This window comes from Herbaspirillum sp. 1130, from assembly GCF_017833835.1.
In the GTDB taxonomy this organism is placed as follows: Bacteria; Pseudomonadota; Gammaproteobacteria; order Burkholderiales; family Burkholderiaceae_D; genus Herbaspirillum; species Herbaspirillum huttiense.
On the sequence record NZ_JAFICQ010000003.1, the window covers coordinates 383,132 to 404,563 of the forward strand.

The following is a 21,432-nucleotide window of genomic DNA, read 5'->3' on the forward strand; positions in this document are numbered from 1 at the left end:
ACAATTTGGTGCCCGGCAGGAGGCACCCGTCCACCAGTGACGGCAGCCGGGAAGACTAGCCGGGGCGCACTCGCGCGCTGGGGCAATCAGCAGAGGCAACATGATCGAAATCGAATTCCGCAAGGTCGGCAAGAGCTTTGTCGATCGCCAGACAGCGCAAGCGCGCGCTGCCGTCACCAACGTCAACCTCTCCATCAGGAGTGGCGAAGTGGTCTCCATCATCGGACCCTCGGGCTGTGGCAAGAGCACCCTGCTCAACATGGGGGCCGGGCTGTATCTGCCGAGTGAGGGCGAAGTCTTCGTTGGCGGCGAGAAGGTCATCAAGCCGGTGCGCAAGGTGGCCTTCATGCTGCAGAAAGACCTTCTCATGCCCTGGCGCAATATTCGCGCCAACGTCACCCTGGGTCTGGAGATTGACGGCATGCGCGAGGCCGAGCGTCGCCGCATTGCCGACGAGTTGCTGGCCAAGTGCCACCTCAGGGGTTTTGAGGAGCATTACCCCTATCAGCTTTCCGGCGGCATGCGTCAGCGTGCCGCTCTGGCACGAACGCTGGCGGTGGATCCGCAGGTATTGCTGCTGGACGAGCCTTTCTCGGCGCTGGATGCGCAGACCAAGATGGTGCTGCAGCAGGACCTGGCCAAGATGCTCTATGAAAAGAAGAAGACTGCGCTCTTCATCACCCATGACCTGGTGGAAGCCATCGCCCTGTCGGATCGCCTGCTGGTCATGAGCGAACGTCCCGGCACCATCGTCGAGGAAATCGAGGTCAACCTGCCGTTCCGCGACAACCCGCTGGAGCGCCGCAAGCTGCCCGAGATCGGCCCCTTGCAGGGACGCCTGATGGAACTGCTCAAGGTGGGCAAGGAAACCGCCGAACTCCACTGATTCACGCTGCATCTTCACCCGTCTTCACCCCGTCAACAGAGAGACCTCAAGGGAGAGCCTGAAACATGAAGAACCTGTTTGCATCCGCCACGAGTGCACTTGCCCTGGTCGCTGCCGTCGGCGCGTTCGTCGTCCCGGCGATGGCCCAAGCGGCACCGGAAGAAGTGACCTACCTGCTGCCCGCTCCACCGAATTCACCGGCCTTCGCGCCCTGGGTACTGGCACAGCACAAGGGCTATTACGCCGATGAGAACCTCAAGGTCAGTTTCATCGTCGCCAAGGGCGGCGTCGATGTGGCCAAGCAGATCGGTGCCGGCAATGCCGTCATTGGTGGCGCCATCGGTGATACCCCCATCGTGGTGCGGGCCAATGGCATTCCGGTGAAGGCCATCGCAGTACTGGGGGCGGGTTCGGTCACCATGGTGGCGGCCAATCCGGCTGAGGGCATCAAGACCCTGAAGGATCTGAAGGGCAAGACCGTCACCGTCATGTCCTATACCGATACCACCTATTACGCCTTTCTCGGCAGCCTCAAGACGGCCGGCCTGTCCAAGACCGACGTGCAGATCCAGGCGGCCGGCCCCTCCGGCGTGTGGCAGCTTTATACGTCCGGCAAGTCGCAGGGCTTTGCAGGCGTACCCGACTGGGTGGTCAATGCCACTGATGCCGGCGCAAAACTGGAGTTGCTGGACAACGGTGGCTTCAAGAGCATGGCACAAGCCATTCTGGCCTCCGATGACACCATCAAGAAAAACCCGGAACTGTTGAAGCGGCTGGTGCGTGCCACCCTGCGCGGCATGCAGGACATCATGAAAGATCCGAAGGCCGCAGCCGATGACTACGTCGCCGCGCTGCCCACCTACAAGGGCAAGGAGGTCAGCATCCAGACTACCTTCGAGATGTACAACAAGTATGTCTATGCCAGCCAGAAGACCTTGGGCCAGATTGATCCCTCACGCATGGACGCGGTACAGAAGTTCTACGTCAGCGAAGGCATCGTGAGCAAGGCGACACCGGTCAATGAACTCTTCACCAACCAGTTCGTGGGAGTGGCCAAGTAATCATGAACACCACGACAGCCAAAGACCTGACCATGTCCAGTTCCGAGCCATCCGCAGCCGCTCCTTCCCGTCCGCGCCGCCAGTTCCTGAGCGATAAGGCGCAGACCGTGTGCGGTAGCCTGGTGCTGCTGGTGCTCTTCATCGCCGCCTGGCAATGGGGCCCCGGCATGCTCGGCATGCCGGAATACATCCTTCCCAACTTCATGCAGGTGGTGCGTGAAGGCGTGGTGATGTGGAACAACGCGCAGCTGCTGCAGCACTTCGGCATCACTGCCATGGAAGTCGTGTTCGGTTTCCTCTTCGGGGCCCTGCTGGGGCTGGCAGTAGGGGTGGCGCTGGGCTTGTCGCCGCGTGCCGAGGCGATGCTCTCGCCTTACATCCTGGCACTGCAGATTGCACCCAAGGTGGCGTTTGCGCCGCTGTTCGTGATGTGGCTGGGCTACACCATCTATCCCAAGATCATCGTGGCGGTATTGATCGTGTTCTTCCCCATCATGATCAATGTGCTCTCGGCAATCCGTACCGTCGACCCGGACATGGTCAACCTGGTGCGCACGCTCAACGCCGGCCGCTGGCAGATCTTCCATCTGGTCGAGTTCCGTTCGGCGCTGCCGGCTCTGTTCTCCGGCTTGCGCATCGCCTCCACGCTATCGGTGATCGGCGTGACCGTCGGCGAGCTGGTTGGCGGCAATCAGGGGCTGGGCTATCTGCTGGTCGATGGCGAAGGGCAGGGCAATACAGCTGCCGTGTTCGTCTCCATCGTCGCATTGACGCTTATCGGTGTGGTCACCTACGGGGCCGTGGTGTGGGCCGAACGCAAGGTGCTGCACTACCTGCCCAAGGCCAATACCAGCACCGTCTGATATTGAGCGCGATTTCCCGATCGGTAACAGGAGCATGAACATGTCAGCAACAAGTACGGCGACTCTTCTGCCAGGACGACGCATTCTGGTCACGGGCGCGGCACGCGGCCTCGGCCTGGCGTTCGTCGAGGCCATCGCCGCTGCCGGTGCCAGAGTGGCCATGGCCGATATCCTGCAGGACACGCTGGCAGCATCGGTGTCGACGCTGCAGCAGCGCGGCCTGGCGGTCGAAGGTTTTTCACTGGATCTGGCCGATCCTGCCTCAGTGCAGTCCTGTGCACAGGCTGCCATCGCCTGGATGGGCGGGCTCGATGGCCTGGTCAACAACGCCGCCATTACCAATTCCGGTGGCAAGAGCAGCGAGCAACTGGCGCTGGAAATGTGGGATCGCGTCATGGATGTCAACGTGCGCGGCACCTGGCTCATGACCAATGCCTGCCTGCCGGCACTGCGGACCTCGGGGCGCGGCGCTATCGTCAACCTGTCCTCGGATACGCCGTTGTGGGGGGCGCCGAACCTGCTGGCCTATGTGGCCAGCAAGAGTGCAGTCATCGGCATGACCCGTTCGCTGGCGCGTGAAGTCGGTGCCGACAACATCACCGTCAATGCCGTGGCGCCCGGGCTGACGCTGGTGGAGGCCACTGAGTATGTGCCGCAGGCGCGCCACCAGCATTACCTGGACGGCCGTGCCCTGCAGCGTGATCAGTTGCCCGAGGACGTATGCGGTGCCGTCGTCTTCGCGCTGTCGGATATGGCGCGTTTCTTTACCGGCCAGGTGATGGCCGTCAATGGTGGCTTCGTGATGCATTGAAGCGGCCTGTATGGCAAGTCAACTCCGTGCAACCGGATCAATTCAGGACCAATTCAAGGAGAAAAGCATGACCGATATGTCCGAGCAGGAAAACATGGGCCGCAGCTGGGATCGCCCGGCAGGGGCCAGCTTCGCCGACTGGATGGAATCGCGCGTGGCGCGTCTGTCGACCCGCAAGTACGACTGGAACGCGCTGAAGTTCCAGGCCGACTACGACCCCAAGTACCGCCGCGCACAGATGCGCTACATCGGCACCGGCGGCACCGGCGTGGCGCACGATGCCAACGTGATTCCGTCGGAGCACTTCACCTTCTCGACCATGATCATTCCGGCCGGCCACGAAGGTCCGTCGCACCTGCATGTGGATGTCGAAGAAGTGTTCTTCGTGTTGCGCGGCAAGCTCAAGCTGGTGCTTGAAAAGGACGGTGAACGCTTCGAAACCATCCTCACCGACCGCGACGTTGTTTCGGTACCGCCGGGCGTGTATCGCGAGGAAATCAACATCGGTGACGAAGATGCGCTGATGTGCGTGATGCTGGGGGCCAAGAAGCCTCTCACGCCGACCTATCCGCCCGAACATCCGCTGACCTCGGTCAAGCGCTGATCGTCCCGGGAGCGAGCATGTCCGCCATCTTGCCCGCCGGGTCCGCCACGTCATGCGAGGCGCTGTCCGCGTCGCTGGTACTGCTCGATCGCCATTTCCCCGAGCAGCGCGTGGCGTTGCCCGATGGGCAGGTCAGTTATCGCAGCGCTGGCCGCAGCGACCGCGATCAGGTGGTGGTGCTGCTGCACGGCATCAGCTCCGGCGCGGCATCCTGGCTGCATATGGCATTGGCGCTGGCGAACGACGCCCGCGTGATCGCCTGGAATGCGCCCGGTTATGGCTGCTCCACAGCGCTGCCGATGGCCATGCCCAGGGCCAGCGATTACGCGGCACGCCTGCAGCAGATGCTGGCGGCGCTGGAGATCAGTCAATGCGTGCTGGTCGGTCACTCGCTCGGGGCCTTGATGGCCGCAGCCTATCTGGCTCGAGGTGATGGCCGCGCCACATGCACGCTGCTGGCCGACCCGGCCCTCGGCTATGGCGGGGCAGGGCAGCAAGAACGGTCAGTACAGGTTCGCCAGGAGCGCCTGGGCGCATTGCAGCGGCTCGGTGTGGCTGGCCTGGCCGCGCAGCGTACGCGTCTGCTGTCGACGCAGGCCAGTGACGAACAGCACGCCTGGGTGCGCTGGAACATGCAGCGGCTCGATGTGGCGGGTTATACCCAGGCGGTGCACTTGTTGTGCGGTGACGATATCGCGACTTATTTGCAGGCAGCGCCACGACGGGGGCTGTCGGTGGCCTGCGGCGCAGAAGACATTGTCACCACCCCACAGGCCAGTGAAGGGCTGGCCCGGCAATTTGAAATTCCCTTTCAATTGGTGGACGGCGCCGGCCATGCCTGTTATATCGAGCAGCCGTTGTCCTTTGCCGCGCTGGTGCGCGCGCAATTCACCTCAACCAACCAGAACAGATAATCATCATGAACAAACCAGTGATGCCAGAAGAAGAGTCGCAAGACAAGTACTCCGTCCCCGGCCTGGAACGCGGCCTGCGCCTGCTGTGCGAATTCAGCCGCCAGGACAAGACCCTTTCCGCTCCCGAGCTGGCGCGGCGCCTGGATATTCCACGCTCCACCGTGTTCCGCCTGCTGGCCACGCTGGAACGCATGGGCTTCGTCGAACGGGCCGATGGCGGCCGCGACTATCGCCTGGGCATGTCTGTGCTGCGCCTCGGCTTTGAATACCTGGCCTCGCTGGAACTGACCGAGATCGGCCGTCCGCTGCTGGACCGCCTGCGCGACGAGATCGGCTATTCCTGCAACCTCGTGGTACGCGATGGCCGCTCCATCGTCTATGTCGCCAAGTCGGTCACCCAGACCGCCTTCACCAGTCACGTCAACGTCGGTACCCGTCTGCCGGCGCATGCTACCGTGCTGGGCCGCGTACTGCTGGAAGACCTGACCCTGCCGCAACTGCGCACCCTGTATCCGGAAGAACACCTGGAAGTCTTCTCCAGCAATACGCCCAAGACCGTAGTGGAACTGTTCGACATGGTGCAGGCCGACAAGGAGCGTGGCTTCGTGTTGCAGGAAGGTTTTTTCGAAACCAGCATTTCCACCGTGGCGGCTCCCGTACGCGATCACTCCGGCCATGTTGTGGCCGCCCTGGGTGCCACCATTCCGTCGCCGCATATCGACGCCAGCCAGCTCGATGTGATCGTGTCCCGCGTACGCGAGACCGCTGCCGAACTCTCGCGTCTGCTCGACCATGCACCGGAGCGTGGGGCCAAGGTCGTCAACATGTGGCGAGGCTGAGATGGCGATGACTTCTCTCCAGGGCAAGGTGGCGGTGGTCACCGGCGGTTCCTCCGGGATCGGCTTGGCCACCGTGGAACTCTTGCTGGAAGCGGGTGCAGCGGTGGCCTTCTGTGGTCGCGACGGTGAGCGTCTGCAGCATGCCGAAGCTGCGCTGCGCGAACGTTATCCCGCGGCGCGGTTGTACAGCGCGCCCTGCGACGTACTGGTGCAGGAGCAAGTGCGGGCCTTTGCCGCCTCGGTGGAAAACACGCTGGGCCCGGTTTCCATGCTGGTCAACAATGCTGGTCAGGGTCGCGTCTCGACTTTTGCCGACACCCCTGACGAGGCCTGGAGCGAAGAGCTGCATCTCAAATTCTTTTCGGTGATTTATCCGACGCGTGCCTTCCTGCCGCAACTGCAGGCCATGAGTGCGCAGCATGGCGATGCCGCCATCGTATGCGTCAACTCGCTGCTGGCGACCCAACCTGAGCCGCACATGGTGGCCACATCGGCCGCCCGCGCCGGCGTGCACAACCTGGTACGTTCGCTGGCCACCGAACTGGCCTGCGGGGAGGCCGCCCGCGTGCGCGTCAACGGCATCCTGATCGGACTGGTGGAATCGGGCCAATGGCGCCGCCGCTACGCCGCTCGTGGTCCGGAGCTGCAGGACCAGAGCTGGGCCCGGTGGACCGCTGCGCTGGCCGCAAGAAAACAGATCCAACTCGGCCGTCTCGGCCTTCCCCGGGAAGCTGCGCAGGCGATCGTATTCCTCGCCACGCCGCTTTCCTCGTACACCACAGGCAGCCATATCGATGTTTCAGGAGGACTTTCCCGCCATGCCTAATACCCAACCCAAAGTCACCGTCGGCTGCGCGATCGCGGCTTTCCTCGAACAGTGCGGCGTCAAGGCTGCCTTCGGTGTGATCTCGATCCACAACATGCCCATCCTCGATGCCTTCGGCGAGCGCGGCAAGATCCGTTTCATCCCGGCGCGCGGTGAGGCCGGCGGTGCCAACATGGCCGATGCCTATGCACGTACCACGGGCGGACTGGGCGTCTGCCTGACCTCGACCGGTACTGCCGCCGGCAATGCCGCCGGTGCCATGGTCGAGGCGCTGACCGCCGGCACACCGCTGTTGCATCTGACCGGCCAGATCGAAACGCCTTATCTGGACCAGAGCCTGGCGTACATCCATGAAGCCCCGGACCAGTTGAGCATGCTCAAGGCGATCTCGAAGGCGGCCTTCCGCATCCGCAGCGTCGAGACGGCCATCAGCACCATCAAGCTGGCCGTGCAGACCGCATTGACGCCGCCCATGGGGCCGGTCTCGGTCGAGATTCCCATCGACATCCAGGCGGCCATGATCCCCCGGCCGATCAATCTGCAACCGCTGGCCATTCCGCAAAGCGTACCGTCGGCGCGTGCGCTGGACGAACTGGCCGAGCGGCTGATGAAAGCCAAGCGCCCGCTGCTGTGGCTGGGCGGCGGTGCCCGTCACGCTGGAGCGCAGGTACAGCGTCTGCTGGCATTGGGTTTCGGTGTCGTGACCAGTACCCAGGGGCGAGGCATCGTGCCCGAGGATGATCCGCGCTCGCTGGGTGCCTTCAACCTGCACAAGCCGGTCGAGCAGTTCTACCAGAGTTGCGACGCCATGCTGGTGGTCGGTTCGCGTCTGCGCGGCAACGAAACGCTGAAATACGAACTCAAGCTGCCACGTCCCCTGTACCGGGTCGATGCCGATCCGGCGGCCGAGGGCCGCTGCTATACCAGCGACTATTTCGTCTGCGGAGATTCCGCGTTGGTGCTGGCGGGACTGGCGGATCGCCTGGCGGCACTCAAGGTCGATCCCGATTTCATGGGCGATCTCAAGAAGGCTCGTGACACGGCGGTGCATGGACTGGTCGATGGCCTCGGTCCCTACAGCGCGCTGGTGGAGCAACTGCAGCAGGCCGCCGGTCGCGAATTCAATTGGGTGCGCGACGTGACGGTCTCCAACAGCACCTGGGGCAACCGCCATCTGCGCATCTTCGATCCCCGCGCCGGCGTGCATGCGCTGGGTGGCGGCATCGGCCAGGGATTGGCCATGGGCATCGGTGCGGCCATCGGTGCGGCGGTCACCCAGTCCGGCAAGAAAACCTTCACGCTGGCCGGCGACGGCGGATTCATCCTCAACCTGGGCGAGCTGGCCACGGCCGTGCAGGAACAGGCCGACATGGTGATCGTACTGATGAACGACAAGGGCTATGGCGTCATCAAGAACATTCAGGATGCGCAATACGGCGGCCGTCGCCATTACGTGGACCTGCATACGCCTGATTATGCCGAGCTGTCCTCGGCGCTCAAGTTGCGACACAAACGCGTGGGCGATCTTGCCGAAGTCGCAGCCGGACTGGACGAGGCCTTGTCCTCCCCGGGGCCGTTCCTGCTGGAAATCGACATGCTGGCGATCGGCAGCTTCAAGACCGCTTTTGCCGGCCCGCCGGTCAACGAAAAGGAAAAGGCCGCTGCCGCGGCGGCGGCTGTCGTTGCGGCTGCCGCGACAGCGGCCACGGCCTGAGGAGAAAGGCATGCTGCACGTATCGATGATCGGATGCGGTGCCATTGGCGCAGGCGTCATGGAAATCCTCAAAAGCGATCCCGAGGTGGCGTTCGACATGGTGGTGGTGCCCGAGGCCCACATGGAGCGTGCCCGCAGCACCGTCTCCACGCTGGCACCCGCGGCGCAGGTAGTGTCGCGTCTGGGCGAGGAGCGTCCCGACCTGCTGATCGAATGCGCCGGCCACCAGGCCATCAGCGAACACATCATTCCGGCTCTCGAGCGCGGCATTGCCTGCATGGTGGTGTCCATCGGTGCCTTGTCCGAACCCGGTCTGGTCGACAAGCTGGAAGCCGCCGCCCGTGCCGGGCGCACGCAGGTGCAACTGCTGTCCGGCGCGATCGGTGCCATCGATGCGCTGGCCGCCGCCAAGATCGGCGGTCTGGATGCGGTGATCTACACCGGACGCAAGCCCCCTCAAGCCTGGAAAGACACGCCAGCAGAGTCGGCCTTCAATCTGGACACGTTGCAGGAAGCCACGATGATCTTTGAAGGCAGCGCCCGCGAAGCCGCTCGCCTCTATCCCAAGAATGCCAATGTCGCGGCCACGCTGTCGCTGGCCGGGCTGGGGCTGGACCAGACACAGGTGCGGCTGTATGCCGATCCCGGCGTGAGCGATAACATTCACCACGTGGATGCCAGCGGTGCCTTCGGCGGTTTCGAGCTGACCATGCGCGGCAAGCCGTTGGCCGCCAATCCCAAGACATCGGCGTTGACCGTCTACAGCGTGGTGCGTGCCCTGGGCAATCGCGCCCATGCGCTGTCGATCTGAACCGGGCCAGGAGAAGTTGACCATGTTGAATCTGAATGACATCCAGCCCATCTGCATTGCCGGCCAGTGGCGTCCGGGAGCCGGTGATCGCTATGCCACGCTCTATCCCGCCACCGGCGAAGCGGTGGCCAGCCTGCACGCGGCCAGCGTGGCCGATGTGGAGGAAGCCATCCTTGGTGCCGACCGTGCGTTTCGCACCAGTGGCTGGGCGCAGAAGAAACCGCACGAACGCGCTGCCGTGCTGTTTCGCGTGGCGCAGCTGATCCGCGAGAACGGCGAAGCGCTGGCGCAATTGCAGCGCCTGGATAATGGCAAGCCCATCAGCGAGACACGCAACCTGGTCGCCAGCGCTGCTGCCACCTTCCAGTTCTTTGCTGCTGCCTGCGAGACCCTGGAAGAATCGCTGACCCCCATGCGTGGCGACAACCTGACCATGAGCGTGCATGAGCCCATGGGCGTGGTGGCCGCCATTACGCCATGGAATTCGCCCATCGCCAGCGAAGCGCAGAAGATGGCGCCGGCGCTGGCGGCTGGCAATGCGGTAGTGGTCAAGCCGGCGGAAGTCACGCCGCTGGCCGCGCTGGCGCTGGCACGTTTGTGCATCGAGGCCGGCGTACCCGCAGGCCTCATCAGCGTACTGCCGGGCAAGGGCTCGGTCATCGGGGATGCCATCACGCTGCATCCGCTGGTCAAGCGGGTTTCCTTCACTGGCGGCACCAGCACCGGCAAGCATATCGCCCACATCGCCGCCGACAAGATGATGCCGGTGTCGCTGGAGCTCGGTGGCAAGTCGCCGACCATGGTGTTCGAGGATGCCGACATTGATCATGCTGTCGCCGGCGTGCTCTACGGGATCTTCAGCAGTTCCGGCGAATCCTGCATTGCCGGTTCGCGCCTGTTCGTGGCGCGGTCCTTGCATGAACCGTTCATGGAGCGACTGGCGGCGGGTGCCGCTGCGCTGCGCGTGGGCGATCCGGCGGACGAACGCACCCAGATGGGGCCGCTGATCACCGCCCGTCATCGTGAGGGCATCGAGCGTTACGTCGATATGGGCGTCACCGATGGCGGCCGCATCCGCACCGGTGGCGTGCGTCCCAAGGGCCCCGCCTTCGAGCGTGGCTACTTCTATACGCCGACCATCATCGAGGGAGTGCGCAATGACCAGAGGATCTGTCAGGAAGAGATTTTCGGGCCGGTGCTGGTGGCCATGCCTTTCGACGATGAGGAGGATCTGATCCGGCAGGCCAACGATAGCGTCTACGCCCTGGCCGCCGGCATCTGGACCCGCGACTACAAGCGTGCCTGGCGCGTGGGCCGTGCGGTGCAGGCCGGCAATGTCTGGATCAACACCTACAAGCAGTTCTCGATCTCGACCCCTTTCGGGGGCTGGCGCGACAGCGGCCTGGGCCGCGAGAAGGGACGGCTGGGCATCCTCCAATACATGGAGCAGAAAGCCATGTACTGGGGCCTGAACGAACAGCCGCTGCCCTGGGCCGGCTGAACACGCAATGGAGAATCACATGGACGTTTTGGGTATCGACGAAATCATCTACGGCGCAGACGACCTGCCGACCTGCCGCCGTTTCTTCCTCGACTGGGGCATGGTGCTGGAACAGGAGAGCGCAGCCGAGCTGGTCTTCGTATCGCAGAACGGCTGTCGCGTCATCGTGCGTGACAGCGCCGATCCCGGCCTGCCGCCGGCCATCGAGGCCGGTCCGACCCTGCGCGAAGTGGTGTGGGGCGTGTCCTCGGCGGCGGTGCTGGACAAGTTCGCCAGTCGCATCGGCGGTCTGCCCGGTTTCCTCAACGACGGCCGGCGCGTGGGCTGTACCGATCCCAACGGGCTGGCGGTGCGTTTCCAGGTCTCGGTCAAGCGCGAGGTGGAGCTGCAATGCGCCCGTATGAACACCTGGAACGAGAAGAACCGCATCAACCAGCGCAGCCCCATATACGAGCGCGCTGCGCCCATCGAAGTAGGACACGTGGTGTTCTTCGTCAAGGATGTGAAGGCCTGTGAAAAATTCTATTGCGAGCATTTCGGCTTCGTTCCCTCCGACCGTTATCCGGAACGCGGTGCCTTCCTGCGCTGCGCCGACGTCGGCGGCCATCACGACATCTTCCTGCTGCAACCGCCGGAGGCGCGCGCGGGCCTGAACCACGTGGCCTTCACGGTGCGCGACATCCATGAGGTCTTCGGTGGCGGGATGCACATGTCACGCCAGGGCTGGGACACGCAACTGGGGCCGGGCCGCCATCCGATCTCCTCGGCTTATTTCTGGTACTTCAAGAATCCGGCCGGTGGCCTCATCGAGTATTACGCCGACGAAGACCAGCTCGATGCGCACTGGGAACCACGCGACTTCGAACCCGGACCGACGGTGTTTGCCGAATGGGCCATCGATGGCGGTATCGACGGCAATACGCGGCGCCAGAAGAATGCCCAGGGACCGAGCGGCAAATTCCTCACCGACCGTGCGGCAGCGGACAAGTAAATCATTGACCAAAGGAGATCAACATGTCCTTCAAGATCGGAGTCCTCGGTGCCGGCATCGGCGGCCTCACGGCAGCCATTGCCCTGCAGCGCGCCGGACATGAGGTGGTGGTGTATGAGCAGTCACGCCAGTTCCTGCGCGTGGGTGCAGACATCAACCTGACGCCCAATGCGGTCCGCGCACTGGACGGGTTGGGCATTGGCGAGGCCGTGCGCCGGACCGCGGCACGTCCCACGCATCGCATCAGCCGCACCTGGAATAGCGGCGAGGAAACGTCGCGCTTGACCATGGGCGACACCGCCGAACAGAAATATGGCGCGCCGCAGCTGACCATCCATCGCGCCGATCTGCTGGCAGCGCTGGCCGGGGTGTTCCCGCTGGAGCAGGTGCGCTTTGCCAAGCGTGCTGAAGCAATCCGCGCGGAGGGCGATGGCATTGACCTGCACTTCACCGATGGCAGCACCGATCGCGTCGATGTGCTCATCGGCGGCGACGGTATCCATTCCGCCGTGCGCACAGCCATGTTCGGCGCGGAGAGCCCGCGCTTCACGGGTGTGGTGGCTTTCCGTGCCGTCGTGCCTGCAGCGAAAGTGGCCGGTGTCCCCAACCTGCAGGCCTTCACCAAATGGTGGGGACCGAACCCGGAAAGCCAGATCGTGACCTTCCCGTTGAATCGCGGCGAGGACATCTTCATCTTTGCCACGACCGCCCAGGAGAGCTGGCATCTGGAATCGTGGACCACACCGGGCAACGTGCAGGAACTGCGCGACAGCTATGCGGGCTTCCATCCCGACGCCATGGCGCTGCTGGACGCCTGCGACGAAGTGCTCAAGACCGCGCTTTATGAACGCGATCCGCTGCCGGCCTGGGCCAGGGGCAACATGGCCTTGCTGGGAGATGCCTGTCATCCCATGATGCCCTTCATGGCGCAGGGGGCCGGCATGGCCATCGAAGATGCCGTGGTGCTGGCACGCTGCCTGGCCACCGTGTCCGCCCTCGAAGACGTGGCCGCTGCTCTGCACCGATACGAGCAGTTGCGCATGGAGCGTGCCTCGACCATCCAGATCGGATCGCGCGGCAACAACTGGCTGCGCGCAGGCGGCAATGCCGACTGGGTCTATGGCTACGATGCCTGGCAGGTACCGCTGCAGCCGAAAGTTGCAGCCGTTGCTGCATGAGACAGGGCGTGCCAGTGAAACCGGAAGACCCCGCCGACACCATGCTGCTGACCATCGTCCTGAAGCATGACCAGTCCATGAATCTCGACCGGATTCAGGCCCACATGAAGACGATGGACTGGTGGGAGCGATTTCCTGTTGCCGGAACGCGCGTGGTGTCCTGGACCGTGGCCATGGGCCTGGGCCAGATCGTCACGCTGGCGCTGCCGCCAGCGCTGCTGCCGCAAGTCAATGTCGAGCTTGAACGCTCGGCCTGGGGCGTGTTCCGTACCGAGTGCTACCCCACTTACGATTTTGTTCCCGTGCGCGAGCGCATTCGCGAGCGCGTCAGAAATGGAGGCCAATGATGGTTGCAACTGTTACCGATGTCTATCTCAATCCGCACCAGGCGCGCCGCCGCCCGCCGACCCAGTTCGAAGATCTGCTGGGCGATTCCATCGAGCGCGCCTACGCCGCCGGAATCCACGAATTGAGCGCGCTGGTGGCGCATCTCAATCGTACCGGTCCGAGCTGTCCGTACAACGCCGGTGTCTGGACCGAAGCCAATTATCAGGAAGAGATCGCCCGCCTGGCCGCCTGATGGCGACCGCCAGCCCTTACAGGAGAGTACCCAAATGAGAACTGCTGCCCATGATCCCGTCGATGCCGTCCTGGCTGTCGGCCTGAAAGACCTGTGGTATCCCGTCTGCCCATCCGAGTTCGTGGCTGAGAAGCCGGTTTCGCTGCGCCGCCTGGGCAAGAAATTCGTGTTCTGGCGTGAGCCCTCGGGCAAGCTGCATGCGCTGGAAGATCACTGTCCGCATCGCGGTGCACCGTTGTCCATGGGCATCCCCATGGGAGACCGCATCGCCTGTGGCTATCACGGCGTGCAGGTGCGTTTCGACGGCGTGGTCACCAGCGTGCCCGGCAGCCCCGGTTGCAAGCTGGAGGGTGCCAAGGCTACCCGCCGCTTCCACGTGACTGAAGCGGCCGGTGCCATCTTCCTCTACAACAGCCTGGAGGATGTCGACACGCCACCGCCGCTGCGCCTGCCCGAGGAACTGACCAGCCCCGAGTATTCCAATTTCCTGTGCTACACCGAGTGGAAGGGCGACTATCGCTACGTGCTGGACAACGTGATGGACCCGATGCACGGCACTTTCCTGCACAAGCAGTCGCACTCCATGGCCGAGGGCGACAATACCGCCAGCTTCGGCATCCGCGAGACCGACATCGGCTTCGTCTTCGAAAAGGAAGGCCAGCGTGACGTCAATTTCGACTGGACTGAATGGGGCGATACCGGCCTGCACTGGATGCGCCTGGCCATTCCCTATCCCAAGACCGGCGGTCCCGGTGGCAGCTTCGTCATCATCGGCAGCTACACGCCCGTCGTCGACAACATCGCTGCCGTCTTCCACTGGCGCTGCCGCAAGCTCTCGGGCTGGCAGCGTGATACCTGGCGCTTCCTCTATCGCAACCGCCTGGAAGCGCGCCACTGGAACGTGCTGGAGCAGGACCGGGTGGTGCTGGAACTGATGGAGCCGGATGCCAACCAGCGCGAGATGCTGTACCAGCACGATATGGGCATCGTGCGTCTGCGCCGTCATCTGCGCGGACTGGCCAAGGCCCAGCTGGCGCGCGAGGAGGAACTGGCGGCGGCCAGGGCACCGGTACGCGCGGCATGAGCGACGCCGCCCGTGGGCCCGCCATGCGTCATGTGAAGTGCGCCAGCGTGCCGGAGCCGGACGCTGCGACCTGGTCAAATTGCCTGGTGATCGGCGAGGACATCGTCTTGTCTGGCATGACGGCGCATCCGGCCACGCGGCAGCAGACGCTGGATACCTATCGGCAGACGCTGGTGGTGCTCCGCAAGATCGCCGACCTGGTGAGCGCTGCCGGAGGAACACCGGACAGCATCACCAAGCTGGTGATCTACCTGACCGATATCGCGCACAAGGATGAGGTGGGACGGGCGCGCCGTGACTTCTTCGGCGAACAGGGACCGTATCCCTGCTCCACGCTGGTGGAAGTCAGCGCTCTGGTGTTTCCGGAGCTGACGGTGGAAATCGATGCGTATGCCCGGCTGGGTGTGGATCTGCGGCAGGCTGTGCGCGTGACCGTATGAGCGTGTTTGAACGAATCTGAATTGATGGTGGTGCATTCATGAGCAGTCCTCTTCTTTCCGTCCGTGTGCAGGCCATGCGCTTCGAGGCGCAAGGCGTTGTCAGCGTCGAACTGTGCCTGCCCGACGGCGGCGAGTTGCCGGCTTTCGAGGCCGGTGCGCACATCGACCTGCATCTGGCCAACGGTCTGGTGCGCAGCTATTCGCTGTCGAATTCACCGGCCGAGCGTCATCGCTATGTGGTTGGCGTGCTGCACGACCGTGCCAGTCGCGGCGGATCGCGCTATGTCCACGAACAATTGCGGGTCGGGTCGACGCTTTCCATCTCGGCTCCGCGCAACAATTTTCCGCTGGAGGAAGCGGCACCCCTGTCGGTGCTGATCGCCGGCGGTATCGGCATCACGCCGATCTCCTGCATGTATCACCACCTGCGGGCCCAGGGCAAGGAAGCGGTACTGCACTACTGCGCCCGTTCCCGCAAGGAAGCCGCTTTCACCGCCCAACTGCTGGGGCAGCCGGGCGTGAGCAGCCATTTTGATGACGAGGCCGGTACCGCGCCTGATCTGCGTGCCGTATTGGGGGCTTATCCGAAGGAGTCGCATTTCTATTGCTGCGGACCGACTCCCATGCTCAACGCCTTTGAAAGTCTGTGCGAAGAACTGGGTCTGCCCAACGTGCACATCGAGCGCTTCGCCGCCGAGAAAGTGGCACCCGTCCAACACGGCAGCTATGTCGCCGAACTGGTGCGCAGCAAATCCAGCCTCACGGTGCCGGCCGGCAAATCGTTGCTGGATACCCTGCTCGATGCTGGCATCGCGGTCGACCACAGCTGCCGCGAAGGGGTCTGCGGTGCCTGCGAGACGCGTGTGCTGGAAGGCGAACCGGAGCATCGCGACGGCGTCCTCAGCAAGGCCGAGCGCGCCGCCGGCAAGACCATGATGGTGTGCGTTTCCGGCTGCAAGGGGCAGCGCCTGGTGCTGGATCTTTAGCCACTGCGGCACAGAACCATGCCCGTGCTCCGGCACCGGGCATTTTTTTGAGCCTGGAAAATTTTTGGAACGGTGATCCATAGGTGAAACAAATATCACCGGACCCGGGCCACCCGGCAAGCCTGTGCTGACCGCTGACCATGCAGCGGCGGCCTTGCCGGCAGAAGTCACCTTTCCTGCGCACGGGGCACAGGGGAGCAGTGAGTGAATGCGGCCTGGCCGCGTGTTTGGACTTTATTCGTTGAAGGGGAGTTTGATGAAGAAGTTAATGATGGCCGCAGCGGCCTCCTGTCTGTCGGCAGGAGCCTTTGCGCAGAGCAGCGTGACCATCTACGGCAGTCTCGATGCTGGCGTAGCCTATATCAACAACCTCAATGGCGGCTCGGTATCGCGCCTGGATCAGGGCACGATGCAGCCGGACCGCATCGGCTTTCGCGGGACCGAGGACCTGGGAGGCAACCTGAAGGCCATCTTCCAGCTCGAAGCCGGCTTCTACACCGATAGTGGTGCTACCCCCAATTCGTCCAAGCTGTTCAACCGTTACAGCACCATCGGCCTGTCAGGTGACTTCGGTGCAGTCACCCTGGGCCACATGCCCGACGTCGTGTTCGACTACGTGGGCAAGTTGTCCAACGGCTTCCAGTTGACCAACTGGTATCTGTTCCATCCGGGTAACCTGGACAGCCTGGCCAACACCTACCAGTTCGACAATGCCGTGCGCTATACCTCTCCAACCCTGGGTGGTTTTCAGGGCAGCCTGATGTACGGCTTCGGTGAAGTGGCAGGGGACAGCAGCAATGGCCGCAACGTCAGTGCGGGCGGTACCTACACCAATGGTCCGTTCCGTGCGGCGCTGGCCTATTCGAAGCTGAACAATCGTGCTGCAGGATTTGCCGGTACCTTCCTCACCAGCGTGGGTCTGGGCAATGCGGGGACGGTCTTCAACAGTCTGACTACGACGGCCGGCGGCCTGGGCTACACCATTGGCAACGTGCGTCTGAATACGGCCTACACGCAAGTCAAGCTGGCCCTGCCCAGCGGTGCCACGCCCAAGCAGAAGAACCTGGATCTGGGTGCGGCGTGGCGCTACGCAACGCTCGATACCATCAACTTCGGCTACGGTCTCTCCAAGCTGGAGGGCGCACGCTGGAACACCTTCAGTCTGTCTCATGTGCATGAATTCTCCAAGCGTACCCAATGGTACGTGCAAGCGGCTTACCAGCGTGCCGGTGGCGATGCACGCTTTGCCGTCATGAACGGTACCGGCGCCTCCGGTGCCACCGGAGTCTCCGGTGGGCAGGGCCAACTGGTCACCACCATCGGCATGCACCACTCGTTCTGATGTCCGGAACAGGCTCTCATGCCGAGGGCCGCTTTACCTTCTGTGAATAGTCTGGTCTTGCGTGCGCCCCTCCTGGAGCGGATGGGCGCTTCGTAGTGCCTTGGGCGGAGAAGCAGTTTTCTCCGCCATTTTTTTATCCATACCGGATTGATTGCCGGACGGCACCGCTGCCGCGTCCGCCGGCATTCTTGCGTCGCGGAGAGTCTTCATGCTTGCACACCTCAAACTGGGTACACGTCTTTCGCTGGGCTTCGGCCTGGTGCTGGCGCTGCTGACCGGCATTACGGTCCTGGCCATCGCCAGTCTGTTCACATTGCACCAGGATACGCGCCGCATCGTCGAGGACCGATACCCGCAGGTCCTGCTGGCCAATGACGTGCTCTTGCGCATCAGTGAAAACGCCAGCGCCATGCGCAACCTGCTACTGCTGGACGACCATCAGAAGCTGACCGAGGAGATTGCCCGCATCGCCAAGGGCGAAGCGGCCATCACGGCCACTCTGGACCAGTTGCAGGCGCGCCTGTCCAGCGAGCAAGGCCGCAAATCATTTGCCGACATCCTCGCCTTGCGTAGCAAGTATCACGAGGGACAGCAGCGCTTCCTGCAACTGGCTTCCACCGGTGCCACCATGGATGCCACCGAATTTCTGCTGACCACCCTGCGCCAGGATCAGGAGAACACCATCGCGCGGCTGAAGGGCTACATCGCCGTTGGTACGCGAATGATGGAGCGCAGCGGTGAAGAAGCCGCCGCGCAGTATCACCAGAAGACACGCATCATGCTGGCCATCGCCCTGCTGGCAGTGGCATCCGGCGGTGCGTGCGCGTGGTGGATCACGCGTTCCATCACCCGCCCGGTGCGGCATGCGGTCGGGGTGGCGCAGCAGGTGGCCCATGGCAACCTCGACAGTCGTATCGAGCAGGGGGGGCGGGACGAGCTCGGCCAGTTGCTGGAGGCGTTGCGCCAGATGAATGGCAGTCTCACCGGCATCGTGGGCGAGGTACGAAGGGGGGCCGAGACCATTGCCACTGCATCCTCCGAGATCGCCGGCGGCAATCTCGATCTCTCTTCGCGTACCGAGCAGCAGGCAGGTTCGCTGGAGCAGACCGCCGCCGCGATGGAAGAACTCACCTCCACCGTGCGCCAGACCGCGGACAACGCCAAGGCGGCCAACCAGCTCGCAGCCGAAGCCGCGACAGTGGCTGCGCGCAGCGGTGCGGTGGTGCAGGAGGTGGTGGCAACCATGGCGGGTATCAGCCAAGCCTCGAGCCGCATTGTCGACATCATCGGCGTGATCGATGGCATCGCCTTCCAGACCAACATCCTTGCCTTGAACGCAGCGGTGGAAGCGGCACGCGCCGGTGAACAAGGTCGGGGGTTTGCGGTGGTCGCCTCGGAGGTGCGTTCGTTGGCCCAGCGTTCCGCCGGCGCCGCCAGGGAAATCAAGGCGCTCATCGATGATTCGGTGGCGCAGGTGGATGCCGGTGGACGTCTGGTGGAGCAGGCCGGCTCGACGATGGAAAACGTGGTGATCAGCGTGCAGCGCGTTTCGCACATCGTCGGGGAGATCAGTGACGCTACCCAAGAACAGCGTACCGGCATCGAACAGGTCAATCAGGCCATCGTGCACATGGATGAGACGACGCAGCAGAATGCCGCACTCGTGGAACAGGCGGCTGCGGCTGCGCAGTCCTTGCAGCAGCAGTCGCAGCGGCTGCGCGAACTGGTGGGCGTGTTCCGGCTGCCGCTGCTGCCACCGGAAGAGGCCGCTCAGGCAGTGGAGCTTGCGGATGCCGTTGCCGGTTTGCCCCGATACAGCACCAGCGTCGCGATCAGCCCGCAGACCGCCGCAAAGCTCATCCAGTAACCAGGGGCGGCCTTGTCGCCGGTCGAATCGATCAGCCAGGTCGAGACCAGCGGCGTGAAGCCGCCGAAGATCGCGGTAGCCAGGCTGTAGGCCAGCGAGAAGCCGACCGTGCGCACGTGCGCCGGCATCACTTCAGTCAGCGCCACCACTGCCGCGCCGTTGTAGCTGGCATAGAGGAAGGACAGCCACAGCTCGGTGATCAGCAGGTTCTTGAAACTGATGTCGGCGACCAGCCAGGACATCATCGGATACGCCGTCAGCAAGGTCAGCAGCGTGAAGGCCACCAGCACCGGACGACGGCCCACGCGATCCGACAGTGCGCCCATGACGGGCAGCCAGCAGAAGTTGGACAAGCCCACGCAGAAGGTCACGATGAGACTGTCGGAGGCCGACAGCTTGAGCACGGTCTTGCCGAAGGTCGGCGTGTAGACCGTGATCAGATAGAACGACACGGTCGTCATCACCACCATCATCATGCCGGCCACCACGATCTTCCAGTTCTGGGCGATCGAGGCCATGATTTCCGCAAAACCCGGATGGTGCTTGCGGGCCATGAATTCTTCCGTTTCCTGCAGCGAGCGGCGGATGATGAAGATGGCCGGCACGATCATGCAGCCGATGAAGAAGGGGATGCGCCAGCCCCATTCGCTGATCTGCACCGGCGACAGCCACTGGCTGACCAGATAGCCGATCAAGGCGGACGCCATGATGGCCGCCTGCTGGCTGGCCGACTGCCAGCTCACGTAAAAGCCCTTGTTGCCGGGCGTGGCCATCTCGGCCAGATAGACCGACACGCCGCCCAGCTCCACCCCCGCCGAGAAGCCCTGCAGCAATCGTCCCGTCAGCACCAGGATCGGTGCCGCGATGCCGATGGTGGCATAGCCGGGCACGAAGGCGATCAGCAAGGTGCCGATGGCCATGATGGCCAGCGTCACGATCAAGCCCTGGCGACGGCCTACCCGATCGATGTAGCTGCCCAGGATGATGGCGCCCAGGGGGCGCATCAGGAAGCCCGCACCGAAGGTGCCGAAGGTCAGGATCAGCGAGACGAATTCGTTGTCCGACGGGAAGAAGGTCCTGGAGATGTAGCTGGCATAGAAGCCATACAGGAAGAAGTCGAACATCTCCAGGAAGTTGCCGCTGGTCACCCGCAGGACGGTGGACAGCTTGGAGTGCTTGGCGGTGCTGCTTGTTTTGGTTGTTGTGTTCATGTCGGTCTCTCTCTTTCTCTCTTTGAGGCAGTACTTGGACGCCTTCCTTCACATTCTTCAGCGAGGCGCGGGGTCCAGACCGGATGCCTTGATGGCGTCGATGGCTTCGGGCGAGGCCAGGAAGTCCAGCAGTTCCCTGGCGGCCTTGGGCTGGTGGGTGCCGACCACGACGCCACCGGAGAAGGGGGTGATCTGCTGGGCGCTCTCGGGGATCGGTCCGATGATGTCGATACCCTTGACCGGCTTCAGCTCGGAGATTTGCTGCAGGCCCACTTCGGCATCGCCGCGGGCGATCACTTCACCGACCGGTTCGGCCGGAATCATGCGGCCCTTGTAGGCCATCTGCTGGTCGATGCCCAGGCGCTTGAAGAGCTTGGTGGAGAGGAACACGCCGCTGGCGCTGTCGGAGTAGACCACCGAATGGGCGGTCAGCAGGGTGCGCTTGAAGGCGTCGATGCTGGAGATGTCAGGCTTGGGGGCACCGGCCTTGACGGCCAGGCCGATGCGCGAGAGGGCCAGCAGCTTGTGCTCGGACTTGGAAACCTTGCCTTCGGCCACCAGCTTGTCCAGCGAGTCGCCGACCATGATGACCACGTCGATCTGTTCGCCGCGTTGCAGGCGATTGGGAATGGCTTGCGGGGTTTCTCCCATGGATGGGCCCCAGCCGGAGATGAGTTTGTGGCCGGTCTTCTTTTCGAAGGCGGGGGCCAGTGCCTTGTAGGCGGCGGCAAAGCCACCCGAGCTGACCACGTGCAGGTCGGCGGCAGAGGCCAGCGAAGTGACGGCACCCAGCGCCAGGGCCAGGACACTGCGCTGCAAGCGGGAGGTGCGCACACTGCGTGCGGTGGAGTTGGAACGGATCATGCGGATCTCCTGATGACGATGTATTTCGTCGTGGTGAGGGATGAAACCCGGCAGTTTGC

22 protein-coding genes are annotated in these 21,432 nt (G+C 63.4%); 20 read left to right on the top strand and 2 right to left on the bottom strand.

Annotated features, from left to right (window positions below):
- The first annotated feature begins 100 nt into the window (after window positions 1–100).
- The 20 genes from JOD78_RS15300 (at window position 101) to JOD78_RS15395 (ending at window position 19,298) form a co-directional block, all read left to right on the top strand.
- Window positions 101–886, top strand: coding sequence for an ABC transporter ATP-binding protein (locus JOD78_RS15300; RefSeq protein ID WP_121038449.1), 786 nt, complete (start codon window positions 101–103; stop codon window positions 884–886).
- Between the two features lie 65 nt (window positions 887–951).
- Window positions 952–1,947: an ABC transporter substrate-binding protein gene (locus tag JOD78_RS15305; RefSeq protein ID WP_209568560.1), complete on the top strand. Its 996-nt coding sequence runs from the start codon at window positions 952–954 to the stop codon at window positions 1,945–1,947.
- Between the two features lie 2 nt (window positions 1,948–1,949).
- The gene (locus tag JOD78_RS15310) at window positions 1,950–2,810 is read left to right on the top strand and encodes an ABC transporter permease (protein WP_209568558.1); all 861 of its coding nucleotides are present in this window, start codon (window positions 1,950–1,952) and stop codon (window positions 2,808–2,810) included.
- A gap of 40 nt (window positions 2,811–2,850) precedes the next feature.
- A complete protein-coding gene (locus JOD78_RS15315; protein WP_209568556.1) occupies window positions 2,851–3,621 on the top strand; it encodes an SDR family oxidoreductase in 771 nt (256 codons plus the stop codon).
- A 67-nt stretch (window positions 3,622–3,688) separates the two neighbouring features.
- Window positions 3,689–4,225, top strand: coding sequence for a cupin domain-containing protein (locus JOD78_RS15320; protein WP_034340408.1), 537 nt, complete (start codon window positions 3,689–3,691; stop codon window positions 4,223–4,225).
- A 17-nt stretch (window positions 4,226–4,242) separates the two neighbouring features.
- On the top strand, window positions 4,243–5,139 hold the full coding sequence (locus JOD78_RS15325; RefSeq protein ID WP_209568554.1) for an alpha/beta hydrolase: 897 nt from the start codon (window positions 4,243–4,245) through the stop codon (window positions 5,137–5,139).
- 5 nt (window positions 5,140–5,144) lie between these two features.
- Entirely contained in the window at window positions 5,145–5,978 is an 834-nt protein-coding gene (locus JOD78_RS15330) for an IclR family transcriptional regulator (RefSeq protein WP_166675535.1), read from the top strand.
- A 1-nt stretch (window position 5,979) separates the two neighbouring features.
- Window positions 5,980–6,804 carry an SDR family oxidoreductase gene (locus tag JOD78_RS15335; protein WP_039787815.1) on the top strand — a complete coding sequence of 275 codons (825 nt, stop codon included), beginning with the start codon at window positions 5,980–5,982 and terminating at the stop codon, window positions 6,802–6,804.
- The gene (locus tag JOD78_RS15340) at window positions 6,797–8,518 is read left to right on the top strand and encodes a thiamine pyrophosphate-binding protein (protein ID WP_134134797.1); all 1,722 of its coding nucleotides are present in this window, start codon (window positions 6,797–6,799) and stop codon (window positions 8,516–8,518) included. Before JOD78_RS15335 ends, JOD78_RS15340 begins: the two co-directional genes overlap by 8 nt.
- Window positions 8,519–8,528: 10 nt before the next feature.
- Window positions 8,529–9,329: an aspartate dehydrogenase gene (locus tag JOD78_RS15345; RefSeq protein WP_134134798.1), complete on the top strand. Its 801-nt coding sequence runs from the start codon at window positions 8,529–8,531 to the stop codon at window positions 9,327–9,329.
- 22 nt (window positions 9,330–9,351) lie between these two features.
- Complete coding sequence (locus tag JOD78_RS15350; protein ID WP_039787808.1) at window positions 9,352–10,830, top strand: aldehyde dehydrogenase; 1,479 nt, start codon at window positions 9,352–9,354, stop codon at window positions 10,828–10,830.
- A 19-nt stretch (window positions 10,831–10,849) separates the two neighbouring features.
- Window positions 10,850–11,821 (top strand): VOC family protein, encoded by a 972-nt coding sequence (locus JOD78_RS15355; protein WP_121038470.1) that lies wholly within the window; start codon window positions 10,850–10,852, stop codon window positions 11,819–11,821.
- 23 nt (window positions 11,822–11,844) lie between these two features.
- The gene (locus JOD78_RS15360; RefSeq protein ID WP_209568552.1) at window positions 11,845–12,999 is read left to right on the top strand and encodes an FAD-dependent monooxygenase; all 1,155 of its coding nucleotides are present in this window, start codon (window positions 11,845–11,847) and stop codon (window positions 12,997–12,999) included.
- Entirely contained in the window at window positions 12,996–13,346 is a 351-nt protein-coding gene (locus tag JOD78_RS15365) for a hypothetical protein (protein WP_121038476.1), read from the top strand. Before JOD78_RS15360 ends, JOD78_RS15365 begins: the two co-directional genes overlap by 4 nt.
- Complete coding sequence (locus JOD78_RS15370) at window positions 13,346–13,579, top strand: recombinase-like helix-turn-helix domain-containing protein (RefSeq protein WP_034338512.1); 234 nt, start codon at window positions 13,346–13,348, stop codon at window positions 13,577–13,579. The genes JOD78_RS15365 and JOD78_RS15370 overlap by 1 nt, the downstream gene beginning before the upstream one ends.
- Before the next feature lie 34 nt (window positions 13,580–13,613).
- Window positions 13,614–14,663 carry an aromatic ring-hydroxylating dioxygenase subunit alpha gene (locus tag JOD78_RS15375; RefSeq protein ID WP_034338505.1) on the top strand — a complete coding sequence of 350 codons (1,050 nt, stop codon included), beginning with the start codon at window positions 13,614–13,616 and terminating at the stop codon, window positions 14,661–14,663.
- Window positions 14,660–15,103: a RidA family protein gene (locus JOD78_RS15380; protein ID WP_209568550.1), complete on the top strand. Its 444-nt coding sequence runs from the start codon at window positions 14,660–14,662 to the stop codon at window positions 15,101–15,103. Before JOD78_RS15375 ends, JOD78_RS15380 begins: the two co-directional genes overlap by 4 nt.
- Window positions 15,104–15,141: 38 nt before the next feature.
- A complete protein-coding gene (locus tag JOD78_RS15385) occupies window positions 15,142–16,089 on the top strand; it encodes a PDR/VanB family oxidoreductase (protein ID WP_121038482.1) in 948 nt (315 codons plus the stop codon).
- 268 nt (window positions 16,090–16,357) lie between these two features.
- Window positions 16,358–17,431 (top strand): porin, encoded by a 1,074-nt coding sequence (locus JOD78_RS15390; protein ID WP_121038485.1) that lies wholly within the window; start codon window positions 16,358–16,360, stop codon window positions 17,429–17,431.
- Window positions 17,432–17,639: 208 nt separating this feature from the next.
- Window positions 17,640–19,298: a methyl-accepting chemotaxis protein gene (locus JOD78_RS15395; RefSeq protein ID WP_209568547.1), complete on the top strand. Its 1,659-nt coding sequence runs from the start codon at window positions 17,640–17,642 to the stop codon at window positions 19,296–19,298.
- Here JOD78_RS15395 and JOD78_RS15400 read toward each other — a convergent pair.
- The gene (locus JOD78_RS15400) at window positions 19,202–20,509 is read right to left on the bottom strand and encodes an MFS transporter (RefSeq protein ID WP_209568545.1); all 1,308 of its coding nucleotides are present in this window, start codon (window positions 20,507–20,509) and stop codon (window positions 19,202–19,204) included. The genes JOD78_RS15395 and JOD78_RS15400 overlap by 97 nt on opposite strands.
- Window positions 20,510–20,566: 57 nt before the next feature.
- Window positions 20,567–21,373 (bottom strand): substrate-binding domain-containing protein, encoded by an 807-nt coding sequence (locus tag JOD78_RS15405; RefSeq protein ID WP_121038494.1) that lies wholly within the window; start codon window positions 21,371–21,373, stop codon window positions 20,567–20,569.
- Window positions 21,374–21,432 lie beyond the last annotated feature (59 nt).

Coding starts and splice junctions, on each gene's coding strand:
- JOD78_RS15300 (WP_121038449.1), top strand. CDS start 101: ATGATCGAAATCGAATTCCGCAAGGTCGGCAAGAGCTTTGTCGATCGC.
- JOD78_RS15360 (WP_209568552.1), top strand. CDS start 11,845: ATGTCCTTCAAGATCGGAGTCCTCGGTGCCGGCATCGGCGGCCTCACG.
- JOD78_RS15315 (WP_209568556.1), top strand. CDS start 2,851: ATGTCAGCAACAAGTACGGCGACTCTTCTGCCAGGACGACGCATTCTG.
- JOD78_RS15340 (WP_134134797.1), top strand. CDS start 6,797: ATGCCTAATACCCAACCCAAAGTCACCGTCGGCTGCGCGATCGCGGCT.
- JOD78_RS15395 (WP_209568547.1), top strand. CDS start 17,640: ATGCTTGCACACCTCAAACTGGGTACACGTCTTTCGCTGGGCTTCGGC.
- JOD78_RS15385 (WP_121038482.1), top strand. CDS start 15,142: ATGAGCAGTCCTCTTCTTTCCGTCCGTGTGCAGGCCATGCGCTTCGAG.
- JOD78_RS15380 (WP_209568550.1), top strand. CDS start 14,660: ATGAGCGACGCCGCCCGTGGGCCCGCCATGCGTCATGTGAAGTGCGCC.
- JOD78_RS15320 (WP_034340408.1), top strand. CDS start 3,689: ATGACCGATATGTCCGAGCAGGAAAACATGGGCCGCAGCTGGGATCGC.
- JOD78_RS15305 (WP_209568560.1), top strand. CDS start 952: ATGAAGAACCTGTTTGCATCCGCCACGAGTGCACTTGCCCTGGTCGCT.
- JOD78_RS15365 (WP_121038476.1), top strand. CDS start 12,996: ATGAGACAGGGCGTGCCAGTGAAACCGGAAGACCCCGCCGACACCATG.
- JOD78_RS15350 (WP_039787808.1), top strand. CDS start 9,352: ATGTTGAATCTGAATGACATCCAGCCCATCTGCATTGCCGGCCAGTGG.
- JOD78_RS15325 (WP_209568554.1), top strand. CDS start 4,243: ATGTCCGCCATCTTGCCCGCCGGGTCCGCCACGTCATGCGAGGCGCTG.
- JOD78_RS15335 (WP_039787815.1), top strand. CDS start 5,980: ATGGCGATGACTTCTCTCCAGGGCAAGGTGGCGGTGGTCACCGGCGGT.
- JOD78_RS15390 (WP_121038485.1), top strand. CDS start 16,358: ATGATGGCCGCAGCGGCCTCCTGTCTGTCGGCAGGAGCCTTTGCGCAG.
- JOD78_RS15310 (WP_209568558.1), top strand. CDS start 1,950: ATGAACACCACGACAGCCAAAGACCTGACCATGTCCAGTTCCGAGCCA.
- JOD78_RS15400 (WP_209568545.1), bottom strand. CDS start 20,509: ATGAACACAACAACCAAAACAAGCAGCACCGCCAAGCACTCCAAGCTG.
- JOD78_RS15405 (WP_121038494.1), bottom strand. CDS start 21,373: ATGATCCGTTCCAACTCCACCGCACGCAGTGTGCGCACCTCCCGCTTG.
- JOD78_RS15370 (WP_034338512.1), top strand. CDS start 13,346: ATGGTTGCAACTGTTACCGATGTCTATCTCAATCCGCACCAGGCGCGC.
- JOD78_RS15330 (WP_166675535.1), top strand. CDS start 5,145: ATGAACAAACCAGTGATGCCAGAAGAAGAGTCGCAAGACAAGTACTCC.
- JOD78_RS15375 (WP_034338505.1), top strand. CDS start 13,614: ATGAGAACTGCTGCCCATGATCCCGTCGATGCCGTCCTGGCTGTCGGC.
- JOD78_RS15355 (WP_121038470.1), top strand. CDS start 10,850: ATGGACGTTTTGGGTATCGACGAAATCATCTACGGCGCAGACGACCTG.
- JOD78_RS15345 (WP_134134798.1), top strand. CDS start 8,529: ATGCTGCACGTATCGATGATCGGATGCGGTGCCATTGGCGCAGGCGTC.